This is a genomic window from Pseudarthrobacter sp. BIM B-2242 (genome assembly GCF_014764445.1).
Taxonomy (GTDB): domain Bacteria; phylum Actinomycetota; class Actinomycetes; order Actinomycetales; family Micrococcaceae; genus Arthrobacter; species Arthrobacter luteus_A.
In genome coordinates this window covers 4211834-4226925 of the sequence record NZ_CP061721.1, presented here as the reverse complement: position 1 = coordinate 4226925, position 15092 = coordinate 4211834, and the positions used below count along the sequence as shown (strand labels likewise).

Genomic DNA, 15092 nt, shown 5'->3' with positions numbered 1-15092 from the left:
GTCAAGCTGTGTGGAGTCATTGGGTTTGTTGTGTGGGTGTTTTTGTTGTCGGGAGGTTGATTCCGGCATGGCTGGCTGGGGCTGGTGTCGTTGGGCGCTGGTGGAATCGTTCGGGGTGTTTGTTGTAGTAGCGCTGTAGTGCCTGGTCCCGGGTTTTCCAAACTTCCTTCCATGAGCCGTCATGGACTTCGGCGGGCGAGAACAGTGCGATGCCCGAGTGTTTGTGTTGGGTGTTATACCAGGGCACGTAGTCGGCAAGGTAGGCCCGGGCGGCCTCGACTTCTTTGAACACACGGGGGTAGCCGGGCCTGTACTTCATGGTCCGGAACCCGGACTCGGAGAAGGGGTTGTCGTTCGAGACGTAGGGCCGGTTGTGGGAGAGCTCCACGCCGTGGCCGGTGAGAGCTTCGCGGAGCAGGTTTGATCGCATCGCCGGCCCCGAGTCGGCGTGAACTATGCGCGGTGCGCCATACCGGGCGATCGCGGTTTCGAACATCTCCACAGCGAGATGGTCCGCCTCCCGTTCCTCGACCCGCCAGGCCACCATGCGGCGGGAGTAGATATCAAGGACCGAGTAGGCCTTGAACGACCGTCCCCGCCAGGGTGAATACAGATCGGTGATGTCCCAGGACCAGACCTGCCCCGGGCCCGTGGCCATCACCACGGGCTTCTCCCGCGGGGGCCGGTTCTTCCCTGTCCTGGTCGGGATCGCGGGGCGCAGCATCTGGTCCTCGATCTGCGCCGCGACCCGCCACCATGTGCGGCGGGAAGCGAGCATCACCCCCGCGTCCCAGGCAGCCGCGTAGGAATGATCAACGGAGACCTGGTTGGCCCAGCCCACCAGGATGTATTCGCAGATCCGGTCGCGGTCATTGGCGCTGACACGTGACTGGTAAGCGCGTTCAGACTGTCCGAGCGGGTCCTGGACCCCTGCGCGGGGATTCTGCCGGTAGTGCCAGGTCGAGCGGGATACGCCGGCGAACTCGAGGGCTTGCCGTTGCGAGCCGGTGAGCGTTGTCAGTTGCCGGACGAGGATGTTCTCGGCTTCGATGAACCTTTCGGATCTTTCGTCCGGGCCGTATCGGGCTCTGGCACGCTCAACTCGTGCAAGAGCCCGATAGCTTTTCCCAAGGCTGTATTCGTGCCTTCAAGATCACGAATACGGCCCTTGAGCTGTTCGACTTCGGACTGGTGTTCAGCGATCTCTTTGGCGCGCGCTTTCTCAAACGCGGACCACTCGCCATTCGTGCGGGCCATGTTCCCATGCTCTCGTGGAATCAGATTCCGGTCGAGGTCACCCTCTTGCACCATCCTCCGCCAGCGCCGGAACGTCCACTCAGTCACTGGCTGGGAGGCAAGCCATTCCTTCCTCGTCCCGTACGGCTGCACGTAATACTGATGCACCAACTCCCGAATCTCATCGCGGCTAATACCTCGCGCACCAACAGTCATGTCTGCTCCTGCTCCTCATCAATCATTGGCTGACTCACAACCAGCCTGACGTAGAGGGTTTCGGGCAACCCTCCCGCACCAAACCGCGACGCCGGCACTCACCCGAGTGCTGGCGTCGTGCGTTGTGATCCCAACCACAATCAGCCCGCTATGGGCCGTTACGTTTTGAAGTTAGCCTCACCTTACTTATAGAGTGCAGGGACATTAGGCAACAAACGTGTGACCTATTAGCGGACTGGAGAATTGACGTGAAGAAGAAGCTTTCGAGCTACCTGGGGGCACTGGCGGCGGGAGCTGCGCTTCTGACCATGACCGCCTGCGGCGGCGCTGCCACCGCAACCCCCGCCTCCGAGGCGGCCTCCAGCATCACGGTGGAGCATGCCCAGGGCAGCACCGCCGACGTGCCGGTCAACCCGGAGAAGGTCTTCACGTTCGATCTCGGCGTTCTGGACACACTCGACGCACTGGGCGTCGAGCCCGCCGGCGTCCCCGAGGCCAGCTACCCGGAGTCGCTCTCGAAGTACGCGGACGCGAAGTACGAGAAGATCGGTTCGCTGAAGGAACCCGACTTTGAAGCCGTCAGCGCCGGCGCCCCGGACCTCATCATCATTTCCGGCCGCACCGCCGGTGCCTACGAGGAACTGAGCAAGATCGCCCCCACCATTGACCTTTCCATCGATGCCAAGAACCCGATGGAGAGCTTCAAGGACCAGACCAAGAAGCTAGGCACCATCTTCAACAAGTCGGCGGACGTTGAAGCCAAGCTGGCTGACGTGGATGCCACCATCGCCGAGACGCAGTCCAAGGCCAAGGACGCCGGCAAGGGCCTGATCGTGCTGACCTCCGGCGGCGAAGTCACCGCCTACGGCGCGGGCTCGCGATTCGGCATCATCCACGACGTCCTGGGCGTTCCCACCGCGGCCGACGTCAAGTCTGAAGGAAGCCACGGCGAGTCCGTGTCCTTCGAATACATCAAGCAGGTCAACCCCGACCTCCTCTACGTCATCAACCGCGACACGGCCATCGGTGCCGAGGCCGCAGCCGCCAACCCGGTCCTGGACAACGAGCTGGTCCAGTCCACCAACGCCGCCAAAAACAACAAGGTCATCAGCCTGGACCCCGCTGCCTGGTACATCGTGGGCTACGGCCTGAACAACGTCCAGGCGATGGTTGAAGCCGTTGCCGCATCGGTGGCCTGAGCTTCCCTGACCACTGACTGACGTTCAATCATGACAACGACGGCGGTGCGGACCGCCGCGCCGGTAAGCCGCAGCCGGTCCCGCGAGTACGTGGGGCTGGTTGCGGCTGCCGCCGTTGTGCTGGCCCTGGCCACCGCGAGTATGTTCGTTGGGGTCAGTGACGTGTCGTTGCCGGCGCTGCTCGCCGGCGATCCCGCCGCCGTCGAAATCTTCTGGGTTTCCCGCGTCCCGCGCACCATGGCCGTGGTCCTGGCCGGCATGGCGGTGGCCGTGGCCGGGCTGATCATGCAGCTGATGGCCCGGAACCGTTTTGTGGAGCCGTCCACCGTGGGGACCGTCGAGTCCGCCACGCTGGGCATCCTGGTGGTCACTGTGGCCATTCCGACGGCACCGATCCTCCTGCGGATGGGTGTTGCCAGCATCTTCGCGGTCCTGGGCACGGCGCTGTTCCTTGCCATCCTGCGGCGCCTGCCCACCCGGAACACCCTCCTCATTCCGCTGGTGGGCATCATGCTGGGCGGGGTCATCGCGGCCGTCACCACGTTCTTCGCCTACCGCTACGACCTGCTCCAGACCCTGAGCAACTGGATGATCGGGGACTTCTCCGGCGTGCTCCGCGGCCGGTATGAGCTGCTGTGGATCGTGGCCGCGCTGATGCTCGTGGGGCTGCTGGCCGCCGACCGGTTCACGGTGGCCGGCATGGGCGAGGACTTCACCACCAACCTTGGCCTCAACTACAGGGTGACCATGCGGCTGGGCCTCATCATCGTCTCGCTGATCTCGGCCGTGGTGGTGACCACCGTGGGCGCCGTGCCGTTCCTTGGCCTGGTGGTACCCAACATCGTTTCGCTCTTGTTCGGCGACAACCTGCGCCGCGCCGTACCGTGGACGGCCCTCTTCGGGGCCGGTTTTGTGCTGGTCTGCGACATCATCGGCCGCACCATCCGCTATCCATACGAAGTTCCCGTGGGCATGGTGATGGCCGTGGTGGGGGCCATCCTGTTCCTCGTCCTGATCCTGAGGAAACGCAATGCCTGAGACCGCCACTCCCAGCCCCGCCATTTCAGTCACGCCCGGTGCGCCCACGCTGAAACCTGCCGCGCGTAAGCCGGGCGCGCGCCTGCGGAACAGCATCCGGAACGCGCCGCCGCGCCTGGTGATCGGCATACTGCTGGCCGCCACCGTCGCCGCAGTCGTGTTCTTCCTGTTCAGCGACCTCAAAGGCAATGTGGGCTACGTGCTTCCGCGGCGTGCCCTGAAAGTGGCCGCAATGCTGCTGGTGGCCGTCGCCGTGGGCGTTTCCACCCTGCTGTTCCAGACCGTCACCGCCAACCGGATCCTGACGCCGTCCATCATGGGCTTCGATTCGCTCTACATCCTGGTGCAGACGGCGCTCGTCTTCACCGTAAGTGCCGCGGCAGTGACCGCTGCGCCGCCCACGCTGCAGTTCGGCGTCGAAGTTGTCCTGATGGTGGCCTTCAGCGCCCTGCTGTACCGCTGGATGTTCACCGGCGCCACCCGGTCGCTGCACCTCCTGCTGCTGGTGGGCATCATCCTGGGCAGCCTCTTCCGTGGGTTCTCCTCGCTCCTGCAGCGGCTCATGGAGCCCAGCGAGTTCATCATCCTGCAGGACCTGTTTTTCGCCAGCTTCAACAACGTGGATCCTGCCCTGCTGGGCGTCTCGGCCGTAATTATCGGCGTTGTCTGCGTCGGCGTATGGCGGGCGCGGCACACGCTGGACGTCCTGGCCCTGGGCCGGGAACTGGCCATCAATGTGGGGGTGGACCACCGCCGTGTGGTCATGCGGAGCCTGCTGGCCTGCTCGCTGTTGGTTGCCGTGTCCACGGCGCTGGTGGGGCCCGTGACGTTCTTTGGCCTGCTGGTGGTCAGCCTCGGCTACCAGCTCTGCCGCGGCTTCAACCATGCCCGGTTGATCCCCATTGTGGTGCTGATCGGGGCTGTGGCGCTGGTGGGCGGGCAGCTGATCCTGGAGCGCGTCTTCGGTTTCGCCACCGCGCTGAGCGTGGTCATCGAGTTCGCCGGCGGCATCCTGTTCCTCTACCTCCTGCTGAAAGGCTCGCTGAAATGATTGACGTCCGGAACGTCTCCAAGAGTTACGGCGGCCAGCAGGTCCTCGACGACGTCACCTGCATGATTCCCCGCGGCGGCATCACCTCGATCATCGGGCCCAACGGCGCGGGCAAGTCCACGCTGCTGTCGCTGATCAGCCGGCTCCAGCCGCTGGAAAGCGGTGCCGTCTCCGTGGCCGGGCTGGACATCGTGGCCACGCCCAGCCGCGATTTGGCCCGCACCATGGCCATCCTCCGCCAGGAAAACCACCTGACCATGCGGCTGACCGTCCGCGACCTCGTGGCCTTCGGCCGCTTCCCGCACTCGGGCGGCCGGCCCACTGTGGAGGACCTGGCCAAGGTGGAGGAGGCCATCGCGCACCTGGACCTGAGCTCCATGGCGGACAAGTTCGTGGACGAACTCTCCGGCGGCCAGCGGCAGCGCGCCTACATCGCCATGGTCCTGGCGCAGGACACCGAGTACCTGCTCCTGGACGAGCCGCTGAACAACCTGGACATGAAGCACTCGGTGGAGATGATGCGGCTCCTGCGCCGGCTGGCGGATGAGCTGGGCAAGACCATCGTCCTGGTGGTCCACGACATCAACTTCGCGTCCTGCTACTCGGACACCATCCTGGCCATGAAGCATGGCCGCCTGGTCCATCAGGGCACTCCGGCGGAGATCATGCAGGCCGCCATGCTGCACGACGTCTACGACATCGATATCCGCATCGAAGAGATCGACGGCAACCGCATCGGCGTCTACTTCGCCTGACCCCGCGACGCTCGCTCACTTGATGTCGGTTTTTCGGTGACGCTCTCTCACTTAACGCGGATTTTCCTGAAACGCTCTCGCACTTAACGCACGACGACGGCACTCACCGTGAGTGCCGTCGTCGTACTTCATCTGTGGCTGGCCTAGTCCGTTGGCGGCAGGGCGTCGAGTGGTGTCTGCGCCCGCGGCGCGAGTGCCGCGTCAAGATGGCGCATGACCAGCGAGGCAGCAATCAGGGCGGCGGAAAACGGCAGGAAGAAGAGCGTGACGAGCTGAAAAAGCACTTGGAGGACTGCGCCGAGTGCCTGGGAATAGCTGGGACCAAGCACCAACAGCTGCATAATCTGTGGAGCAAGAATGACCGCGAACGCGCCGACGGCACCCACAACTATTCCCGCGCGCAGAGTTTTTCGTGGCAATCCAGAAACCGTGTTGTGATCCATTACAGGCTCTCCCCCAATTGACTGTAGGTGCAGCGTACAGTCCTCCGGCCCGGAAGCCACGGTGGCGGTGTGGAATGCTGGTGGGGTGAATACCGGTGCCGTTGCCCCCTTGCTGACTGCCGACGTCGACGGCGGGGCGATCAGTCTCCGGCGCGCCTTACCGGCGGACCTCCCGGCCATCGTGGCGCTGTTGGCCGACGACTCGCTGGGCGCAGGCCGTGAACAGAGCCAGGACATGACGCCGTATGAGCAGGCCTTCGAAGCGATCGACGCTGACCCGGCCCACCTTCTGGTGGTGGGGGAGCTGGTTTCCCCAGGCGCTGAGACAGGCCAGGTGATCGCAACTTTCCAGCTGAGCTTCCTCCCCGGCCTCTCGAGGCAGGGCGCGTGGCGCTCTCAGCTTGAGGCGGTGCGGGTGGCCGAGAGCCTCCGTGGCGAGGGCATCGGCAACCTGATGGTGCAGTGGGCCATCGACGAGTCGCGCCGCCGCGGCTGCACTCTGATGCAGCTGACCACCCACAAATCCCGGACGTCCGCCCACCGCTTCTACGAATGGCTCGGCTTTGACGCCAGCCACGAGGGCATGAAGCTCACGCTCTGAGGGTGGCGGTCAGGCCTTCCTGGAACCCTTGGCCACAAAGAGGGTCTCTGCCTGCTCCAGGGACATGCCATTGGTCTCCGGCACCTTGAACATCACAAAGAAGAACGATGCCGCAGCGAACAGCGCGTACATGGCGTAGGTCAGGGGCAGCGAAGCGGCGGCCATCACCGGGAAGCTGAGCGTGATGGCGAAGTTTGCCACCCACTGCGCCGCGGCAGCCAGGCCGAGGGCACGGGCACGGATCCGGGACGGGAAGATCTCGCCGAGGAGCACCCAGACCAGCGGGCCCCAGGACGCCCCGAAGCTGACCACAAAGATGTTGGCTGCGACCAGGGCCACCGGACCCCAGGCGCCCGGCAGGGAAATTTCGGACCCGGTGCCCACTGCAGAGGAGAATGCCAGCGCCATCGTGCCGAGTGAGGCTGCCATGCCGATGGAACCGGCCAGCAGGATGGGGCGGCGGCCGATCCGGTCCACGAGGGCGATGGCCACGAGGGTAACCAGGATGTTGGTGATGGAGGTTGCCACGGAAATGGTGAGCGAGTCCTTCTCCTGGAATCCCACGGCCTTCCACAGGGTGGTGGAGTAGTAGAAGATCACGTTGATGCCCACAAATTGCTGCAGGACGGAGAGGATGATGCCAATCCAGACCACGGCCTGCAAGCCGAAGGTCTTGCCCCGGAGCGAGCCCTTCTGGCCGGCCAGCTTGTCCTCTTCGATGGCGTCCTGGATCTCGCGGATGTGCCGGTCCGTGTCCTCGGACGGGGCGATGGACTCGAACACCTTGCGGGCTTCGTCTTCCTTGCCCTGGACCACCAGGAACCGAGGGGATTCGGGCAGCGTGTAGGCGATCCAGCCGTAGACCACGGCCGGAACCGCTGCGGCGAGGAACATCCACCGCCACGCCTCGATGCCCAGCCAGAACGCCTGGTCTGCGCCGCCGGCACTGGTGGCGAAGACGGCGTCGGACAGGAGGGCGGCGAAGATACCCGTGGTGATGGCCAGCTGCTGCAGCGAGGCCAGCCGGCCGCGGACGTGCCGCGGGGAAATTTCGGAAATGTAGGCCGGCGCAATCACTGAGGCGAGGCCGATGCCCAGGCCGCCCACCAGGCGCCAGAAGATCAGGTCCCAGACGCCGAAGGCGAAGCCGGTCCCGATGGCGCTGACCAGGAACAGCAGGGCGCCGAGCTTCATGGCGGGGATCCGGCCGTAGCGGTCGGCGACCTTTCCGGCGAGGAAGGCGCCGGCCGCGCAGCCCAGGAGGGCAATGGCCACGGCGAATCCGGTAACGGCCTCTGACAGTGCGAACTCATCCTTGATCGCATCCACCGCGCCATTCACCACGGAGGAGTCGAAGCCGAACAGGAAGCCGCCCACAGCACCCGCAAGTGCCAGCCAGATAACCCGCTGCGGGATTTTGGCGGCTGTCTGCTCCGTGGCGGTGGACATAGTTCTCCCTGGGTTTGGGGGTGGGTGGCTGCGGTGCGGACGTCGTCGGCTGCGGTACCGGCGCAGATTGGCCGGTGTGCACGTGCCAGTGTGGCACGTCACCGCCCGTCGTTCCACTTGGCGGCTGGCCGCCCGCCTCGCGATCGAGCGGCGAGATCCCGGCGCTAAGAGGCGCGCTTAACGCCGGGATCTCACCGCTCGATCGGGAGGGGAGGACCTCAGCGCTCCACGAGGATGCCGTCCGGATCGCACCAGACGGTGACACCGGGACGGAAGGTCACGCCGTCGAGCACTACATCCACGTCCACCTCGCCGGCGCTGGCCTTGGCGCTCTTGCGCGGATTGCTGCCCAGCGCCTTGACGCCGAGGTCCAGGGCGGCAATCGCCACACGGTCGCGGATGGCGCCATTAATAACGACGCCGGCCCACCCGTTGGCGACGGCACTCTCGGCAATCATGTCCCCCATCAGGGCCGTGCCCAGGGAACCGCCGCCGTCCACCACCAGGACGGCGCCGTTGCCCGGGGTGGCCAGGGTGGACTTGACCAGCCCGTTGTCCTGGAAGCAGCGGATGGTCCGGACCGGGCCGCTGAAGTGTGAGCGTCCGCCGAGGGACTGGAACTGGAGGGACACGGAGGCGAGGTCCTCGCCGCGCTCGTCGTAGAGATCGGCGGTATTGACGGCGTCGGCGGGGCGTTGGGCGGGTGCGTTCATTGCATCTCCAGGTGTCCGGTGTCTGGTGTCCAGGGCGGTCCCCGCACGGCGTGCGCCGTATGACAAGCGGGGCTTGATGCCCACGATAGTCTGTCTCCAGAATTACCTACCGTTCCAGGGGGAACCAGCTATGAGCCTGCCCGACACACCCGCAGCGGCCGATCCGGGCCGTGCATCGGATCCAGGCTCCACCGGACAGCCCTTGGCAGGAGCAGGAAGTACGACGGCGGCGCTCGCCGAGCCGACGCAGAGGGTCACCGCGCGCTGGGTGACCGGCTTGGTGCTGGTTAACGTTGGCATCAACGCCGCGTTCTTCGGGCCCATCAACGTCTTTATCGCCGAGCAGGCCATTGGCATCGACGAAGCCAACAAGGAAGCCATCGCCTCCCTCGTACTTGGGTGCGGCGCCGCCGTATCCCTAGTGGCCAATCCGCTGTTCGGGGCGCTGTCCGACCGGACGGTCTCGGGTTTCGGCCGTCGTTCCCCCTGGGTCCTGGCCGGTGCCATCCTGGCCACGGCAGCGTTGCTGGCGATGTCCGGAGCCAGCTCTGTGGCCCTGATGGTCCTGTTCTGGTGCCTGGTCCAACTGGGCGCCAACGCAGCCTACGCGGCCATCACCGCCGCCATCCCGGACCGGGTGCCGGTGCTGCAGCGCGGCGGAGTGGGGGGACTGGCGGCCCTGGGCCAAACGGCGGGCATCCTCCTGGGCGCCGTCTTCGGGGCGGTGGTGTCGGGAAACTTCATGGTGGGCTACACCATGTGTGCGGCCGCCCTGCTGTTCTCCGTGGTGCCGTACCTGTTCCACCGCAATGACCCGCCGCTGCCCAGGGAACTCCGGCCGCCGTTCTCGTGGGGCAGTTTCCTCAGCGGCTTCTGGATCAGCCCGGCCCGCCACCCTGACTTCGCCTGGGCGTGGCTCACCCGCTTCCTGGTCAACGTCTGCAACCAGCTGACTATTGTGTACCTGATCTTTTTCCTCGGGGACGTCCTCAAGCTGGAGAGCCCGGCGCTGGGAGTCCTGATCCTGACCGGCATTTATGCGGTGCTGGTGATGATTACTGCGGTGATTGCGGGGCCGTGGAGCGACCGGGTGGGCAAGCGCAAGCCCTTCGTGATCGGATCCTCAGCCCTCATTGCCCTCGCGGGCCTGACCATGGCCTTCTTCCCGGTGTGGACCGGCGCCCTGGTTGGCGCCGCCATCCTGGGCATTGGGTTCGGCGCCTACCAGGCCGTTGACTTCGCGCTGCTGACGCAGGTGCTGCCGCAGGCCGCTGATCGTGGCAAGGATATGGGGGTCATTAACGTGGCCGCCTCGCTGCCGCAGGTGTTCGCGACCGGCCTCGCGTTCCTCGCGGTGACGTACTTCGGAGGGTACTTCACGCTGTTCATTACTGCGGCCGTCCTTGGGTTGCTCGGCGCCGTGTTCGTGGTCAAGATCAAAGGCGTGGACTGAGCCGGTAAGTTACCGTGCCGTATAGTTGAGGCCGACTGCAGGGCAACCGGGATGGGGACCCGCCTGCCGCTGCACCGTAAGTTCACTACCCCGGAATGCTGATGCCCGAGACCTTTCCCGACCATCCGCCCATGGCCGCCCGGCCCTCCACTCCACGGCAGAGGCTGCGTTATACACGCGTCCTCGAATCCGCCGGAGGGTTTGCCCGGAAGGGGCTGGAGTCAGTGGACCTGGCCGGGATCTCGGAGAAGTCCGGTGTTCCGCTGGGCACCGTCTACCGGTATTTTCCCTCACCCGCACACCTGATGCTGGCCCTCTATCGCCAGCAGTTGGATGAGCTCCAGTCGCGTGCCAGCACGTCAGCTGCCAGCTTTGGCGGCCGCGCCCTCACCGGCGTGGTTATGGAGATCTTCCACATGCGGGTGATGCAGCCCGCCGTCGAACAGTGCCTGGCCCGCAGCGTGTACCTCAAGGGCAGGGACACCACGGCCCTTCTGGAGGAGATCGACACCCTCAGCGAAAGGCAGTGACAACCGCCTCCGACGACGCCGTGGCGGCCCGGGTGCTCCTGCTGACGGTCACTGGTCTGGTCCAGTCCGTCCGAAACCGCCGGTTATCGCTCTTCGAGGCCGAAGAGGACCTGAAAAAGGCCTGCACCCTGCTTGCTCCGGGCGCTCCAGGCGCCCGCAGGGCCCATCGATCAGCGTAACTGGTCTAGACCAATGGGTGATTAAATACGCCTTTATGCCGTGATGTGGATCACAAATTGCGGCGACAAAACGATTTGGCACGCTCCTCCGGTCACGAAACACAACTTTGCGCCTGTGAGCGCTGTTTATCATTGCAGGACCGGAGAGGATGGGAACCTGCCTCTGCAAAGGACTTCACCCCGGGCCCGCCACAACTGGGCCCACGAAGCGCCGAATTAGACCACCTTGAGCCTCCCTGCGCTTGAGCCATTCCGCGCCGTACGCCCACGGCTAGCACCAGGAGACAACGAAGTGTCCATTGACGCAATCGCACCCACTGATAACTCCGCCGCAACGGCCCTGACCGAAGCCGAGATTTTCGATGCCCACCAGGGCGGCAAGCTTTCGGTCACCAGCACCGTCCCCCTGTCCAACAAGCGCGACCTGTCCATCGCCTACACCCCGGGTGTGGCCGAAGTCAGCCGTGCCATCCACGCCAACCCTGAGCTCGCCAAGACCCTCACCTGGGCTCAGCGCCTGGTAGTAGTGGTCAGCGACGGCACCGCCGTCCTTGGCCTGGGCAACATCGGGGCCAGCGCCTCACTGCCGGTCATGGAGGGCAAGTCCGCCCTGTTCAAGACCTTTGGCGAACTGGATTCCATCCCGCTCGTCCTCAACACCACGGACGTGGACGAGATCGTGGAAACCCTCGTCCGGCTCCGCCCCAGCTTCGGCGCCGTCAACCTTGAGGACGTCTCCGCCCCGCGCTGCTTCGAACTCGAAGAGAAGCTCATCGAGGCCCTGGATTGCCCCGTTATGCACGACGACCAGCACGGCACCGCCGTGGTGGCCCTCGCTGCCCTGACCAACGCCGCCAAGGTCACCGGCCGCGAACTGTCCGGCCTTCGGGTGGTTGTTTCGGGTGCCGGCGCGGCCGGCATCGCCGTGGCCGAAATCCTGCTCACCGCAGGCATCGGGGACGTTGTGCTGCTCGACTCCAAGGGCGTCATCAGCAGCGCCCGGGCGGACATTGTGGCTGATCCGCAGAGCAAGAAGTCCCAGATGGCCCAGCGGAGCAACCCGCGCGCCGTTACCGGCGGCCCGGGTGATGCACTGCTCGGCGCGGACGTCTTTATCGGTGTCTCCTCCTCGAAGCTGGATGAAGAGCACCTGAAGCTGATGAACGCCGATTCCATCGTGTTCGCCCTCTCCAACCCGGACCCCGAAGTCCTGCCCGAGGTTGCGGTCAAGTACGCCGCCGTTGTGGCCACCGGCCGCAGCGACTTCCCCAACCAGATCAACAACGTGCTCGCTTTCCCCGGCATCTTCCGCGGTGCCCTGGATGCCGGAGCCCGCCGGATCACTCCCGCCATGAAGCTTGCCGCGGCACGCGCCATCGCCGAGCTCGCCGAAGAGGACCTGTCCGCTGACTACATCGTGCCCAGCCCGCTGGACCCGCGGGTTGCCCCCGCAGTGACGGCCGCCGTGGCTGCCGCTGTGGAAGCTGAGTAACCTCACCGGCCACACAGTTCCCTAACGCCCGACGGCGGTGCCTCCCTTTCAACGGTGGGGCACCGCCGTCGTGCGTTAAGCCGGGCACAAGCCGGAGTGCCAGCCCCGTTGCCGGCGGGCCGGCCGCGCCACCCTAAACTGGGGCTCATGAACTCCGAAACCGTTGTAAGCATCCTCTGTGGCCTTGCGATCCTGGTGGGAGTGGCCGGGACCATCATCCCGGTCTTGCCGGGCAGCTTCCTGATCGGCCTCAGCCTGCTGGCGTGGGCCATCTGGGGCGGTGCAGGAACGCTGGGCTGGGTGGTCTTCGCGGTGGGAATGGTGTTTGTGGTTGCCGGCATGTCCGCCAGCGCCGTCCTGGCCGGCCGGAAGCTCAAGCAGCACGGCATCCCGAACCGGAGCGTGGTCGTCGGCCTAATTGCAGGCGTCATCGGGATGTTCATCATCCCCTTCGTGGGCCTCTTTGTGGGGTTCGCCGCCGGTCTGCTGCTCAGTGAGCTGCACCGGACGCGGCACATCCACACCGCAACCACCACCAGCTGGGCGGCGCTGAAGGCCACCGGACTGGGCATCCTCGTAGAGTTCGGGCTGGCCTGCCTGGCCGCCAGTACCTGGGTGATCGGGCTTTGGATCGCCGCCGTCACGTAGGGCGGCGACGCGCTCTCGCCGTAGCATGGAGAGATGACCGTGGGGGATGCCAGAGGACCGATTTACCGGGACACCCGGGATTTGACGCCGTTCGGAAACGTCCAGTTCCAGACTCCCGTCCGGGAGCTTGCCGGCAGCATGGGCGGGCTGATCAACGGTGTTTTCGGTGGCCGCGATGCTGCGCTGATCGCCGTGGACGGCGACGTCCCCAGGCTGGGGATCATGCCCGGCCGGACGGTCAAAGCAGTCCATAACGCCATCTTTACGAGCCGGGAACCGGAGCGGCTCATTGCCGTGGGCCGCACGTACCCGGGCTGGGCCGGCCTGTGTTCCGTTATGGCCGGCCTCCTGGCATACCAGCACGGCGGCTACCTGCGCGCTTCCGAGCTTCTCCAGCGGGGCCTGTCCATCAGGAACGACGACGACGCCAACCAGTATGCGGCCACGTACCTGACGCGGGTGGTCACCCGGGTCGAGGTCGCCGAGCGCATTGAAGTCCCCGTCCTGTTCGGGCAGGAATCCGTCTTCCTGGCACTGTCCCACTCCCTGCGGGAGACGGGCCAGCTGGAAGCCGCCCTCCAGACGGTAGCCGGCCTGCCGCCGTCGCTGCCCTCAGCGCTGGCCCGCTGTTCACTGGCGTTCGCGCTGGGGCGGGACAAGGAGGTGGTGATCTGGACTGAGGGCCTGATGAATTCCGATGACCTCTCGGCTGCGCTGCTGCTCCTGCGGGGCCGTGCGCTGCGGCGGCTCGGGGCGCACGCAAAGGCACACGAGGCGCTGAAGGAGGTGCTTCGCCGTCGGAAGACGGACGTGGTGCTCCGCAACGACGCCCTGACGGACCGCGCTCTTCTGGTGCTGGACAACGGCCGCAAATCCCTCAACCCGCGGGACTGGCTCCGGGGCAGGCCGGCGGAGCTGGAAACGTTCGAGGTGATCCGCAAGGACGTGGACGAACGCAGGCTGTGGGAGCAGGAGTGGGAGAACCTGGACGGGAAATAGGCTTGCCGGCCGCGGGCGCCTTGTGGTGCCATCCGCCCCGGAGTACAACGGAGGGATGAGCGACGCAGTCCGGACCTGGATGGAAAAGTACATCGCGGCATGGACCACCAACGAGCCCGCGGACATCAAGGCACTGTTCACTGAGCAGGCCGTCTACGCCACCCGGCCGCACGATCCGGATGCCTGGCGGGGGCGCGAGCAAATCGTCGAGCGCTGGCTGGTTGAGCGGGACGAGCCGGACGAATGGTCGTTCGACTGGAACCTGCTGGGGACCGACGGCGGGCTGGCGTTCGTTCAGGGCTTCACGCACTATTTTGGCGACCGGCCCAGCTATGACAACTTGTGGGTGATCCGGTTGGAGCCGGACGGCCGCGCGTCGGAGTTCACCGAGTGGTTCATGGAGCGCAAGGTCTAGGCGTGCCGGGCAAGGCCGGCCACCACGGGGACCACCTGCTCGGCCAGGAGTACTGAACCCAGCCCGATCATGATGATGCCGCTGGTCAGCGTGACTGCGCGCGCGGCGCCGGGGCGGGACTGCAGGAGCTTCCGGGCCATGAGTGCCACGCAGGTGTAGACGGTTCCGGCAAGCAGGACGAAGGTCAGTCCCAGCAGTCCGGACTGGACGGGCAGCGGGAAGGCGGCGTCCGGGCTGACGAACTGGGGGACCAGCGCGACGTAGAAGAGCAGTCCCTTGGGGTTGATGCCGCTGGTGCCCATGCCCTGCAGGAAGGTCCGGAGCTGGTTGACGGGCTTCCCGACGGCGTCTGCCGCACTGAAGGAGGCCCCGCGCCACGAGCGGAGGGTACTGATGCCCAGCCAGAGGAGATACCCGGCCCCTGCCACGGTGAGCCAGCCGAGGAGGCCTGGCATCCCCGACAGGAGCGCCGCCAGGCCCACCACCATCAGCAGGGTGTGCAGGACGTACCCGCCACACAGTCCGGCCACTGCCGGGACGAAGCTGCGCTGCCGCAGTCCGGCGGTGATCGAGTACGCCCAGTCCACGCCGGGCGTGCAGGCGAGGGCCGCGGCAACCAGCACGAAGGCGAAAAACAGCTGGGGGTTCATGGGTGGGCTCCTGTCCGATGGCTAC

At 65.7% G+C, this 15092-nt stretch carries 16 protein-coding genes and 1 pseudogene; 11 read left to right on the top strand and 6 right to left on the bottom strand.

The genetic code is table 11. The features are described 5' to 3' along the window. Positions 1-16: 16 nt before the first annotated feature. Both IDT60_RS19500 and IDT60_RS19495 read right to left on the bottom strand, forming a co-directional pair. Positions 17-841, bottom strand: coding sequence for a DDE-type integrase/transposase/recombinase (locus IDT60_RS19500; protein WP_191080268.1), 825 nt, complete (start codon positions 839-841; stop codon positions 17-19). A 176-nt stretch (positions 842-1017) separates the two neighbouring features. After that, positions 1018-1452: a hypothetical protein gene (locus tag IDT60_RS19495; protein WP_191080267.1), complete on the bottom strand. Its 435-nt coding sequence runs from the start codon at positions 1450-1452 to the stop codon at positions 1018-1020. Between the two features lie 248 nt (positions 1453-1700). Here IDT60_RS19495 and IDT60_RS19490 point away from each other — a divergent pair, with 248 nt between their 5' ends. The 4 genes from IDT60_RS19490 to IDT60_RS19475 are packed head-to-tail and all read left to right on the top strand — an operon-like array spanning position 1701 to position 5495. After that, positions 1701-2651 (top strand): siderophore ABC transporter substrate-binding protein, encoded by a 951-nt coding sequence (locus IDT60_RS19490; protein ID WP_223883814.1) that lies wholly within the window; start codon positions 1701-1703, stop codon positions 2649-2651. Positions 2652-2681: 30 nt separating this feature from the next. Continuing rightward, complete coding sequence (locus IDT60_RS19485) at positions 2682-3689, top strand: ABC transporter permease (RefSeq protein ID WP_164204031.1); 1008 nt, start codon at positions 2682-2684, stop codon at positions 3687-3689. Further along, positions 3682-4740, top strand: coding sequence for an iron chelate uptake ABC transporter family permease subunit (locus tag IDT60_RS19480; RefSeq protein ID WP_191080309.1), 1059 nt, complete (start codon positions 3682-3684; stop codon positions 4738-4740). Before IDT60_RS19485 ends, IDT60_RS19480 begins: the two co-directional genes overlap by 8 nt. Further along, complete coding sequence (locus tag IDT60_RS19475) at positions 4737-5495, top strand: ABC transporter ATP-binding protein (RefSeq protein WP_191080308.1); 759 nt, start codon at positions 4737-4739, stop codon at positions 5493-5495. Before IDT60_RS19480 ends, IDT60_RS19475 begins: the two co-directional genes overlap by 4 nt. Positions 5496-5638: 143 nt before the next feature. On the opposite strand, the gene IDT60_RS19470 is transcribed toward IDT60_RS19475, so the two are convergent. Continuing rightward, a complete protein-coding gene (locus tag IDT60_RS19470; protein WP_191080307.1) occupies positions 5639-5938 on the bottom strand; it encodes a hypothetical protein in 300 nt (99 codons plus the stop codon). A gap of 85 nt (positions 5939-6023) precedes the next feature. Here IDT60_RS19470 and IDT60_RS19465 point away from each other — a divergent pair, with 85 nt between their 5' ends. Next, a complete protein-coding gene (locus IDT60_RS19465; RefSeq protein WP_370590707.1) occupies positions 6024-6539 on the top strand; it encodes an N-acetyltransferase family protein in 516 nt (171 codons plus the stop codon). A 9-nt stretch (positions 6540-6548) separates the two neighbouring features. Here IDT60_RS19465 and IDT60_RS19460 read toward each other — a convergent pair whose 3' ends face one another. Both IDT60_RS19460 and rraA read right to left on the bottom strand, forming a co-directional pair. Continuing rightward, on the bottom strand, positions 6549-7988 hold the full coding sequence (locus IDT60_RS19460; RefSeq protein WP_191080306.1) for a sugar porter family MFS transporter: 1440 nt from the start codon (positions 7986-7988) through the stop codon (positions 6549-6551). A gap of 218 nt (positions 7989-8206) precedes the next feature. After that, positions 8207-8701, bottom strand: coding sequence for a ribonuclease E activity regulator RraA (rraA, locus tag IDT60_RS19455; RefSeq protein ID WP_191080305.1), 495 nt, complete (start codon positions 8699-8701; stop codon positions 8207-8209). Positions 8702-8831: 130 nt separating this feature from the next. Between rraA and IDT60_RS19450 the strand changes: the two genes are divergently transcribed. The 6 genes and pseudogenes from IDT60_RS19450 (at position 8832) to IDT60_RS19425 (ending at position 14417) form a co-directional block, all read left to right on the top strand. Continuing rightward, positions 8832-10154, top strand: coding sequence for an MFS transporter (locus tag IDT60_RS19450; RefSeq protein ID WP_223883813.1), 1323 nt, complete (start codon positions 8832-8834; stop codon positions 10152-10154). 101 nt (positions 10155-10255) lie between these two features. Beyond that, positions 10256-10863: pseudogene (locus tag IDT60_RS19445) on the top strand (TetR/AcrR family transcriptional regulator). A 292-nt stretch (positions 10864-11155) separates the two neighbouring features. Continuing rightward, positions 11156-12355 (top strand): NADP-dependent malic enzyme, encoded by a 1200-nt coding sequence (locus IDT60_RS19440; protein ID WP_191080304.1) that lies wholly within the window; start codon positions 11156-11158, stop codon positions 12353-12355. A 147-nt stretch (positions 12356-12502) separates the two neighbouring features. Beyond that, entirely contained in the window at positions 12503-13003 is a 501-nt protein-coding gene (locus IDT60_RS19435; RefSeq protein WP_164204050.1) for a DUF456 domain-containing protein, read from the top strand. Between the two features lie 33 nt (positions 13004-13036). After that, on the top strand, positions 13037-14002 hold the full coding sequence (locus tag IDT60_RS19430) for a hypothetical protein (protein WP_191080303.1): 966 nt from the start codon (positions 13037-13039) through the stop codon (positions 14000-14002). 55 nt (positions 14003-14057) lie between these two features. Beyond that, the gene (locus IDT60_RS19425) at positions 14058-14417 is read left to right on the top strand and encodes a nuclear transport factor 2 family protein (RefSeq protein WP_164204054.1); all 360 of its coding nucleotides are present in this window, start codon (positions 14058-14060) and stop codon (positions 14415-14417) included. Here the strand turns inward: IDT60_RS19425 and IDT60_RS19420 are convergent. Continuing rightward, complete coding sequence (locus IDT60_RS19420; RefSeq protein WP_191080302.1) at positions 14414-15067, bottom strand: LysE family translocator; 654 nt, start codon at positions 15065-15067, stop codon at positions 14414-14416. The two genes, IDT60_RS19425 and IDT60_RS19420, sit on opposite strands and share 4 nt — an antisense overlap. Positions 15068-15092: the final 25 nt, after the last annotated feature.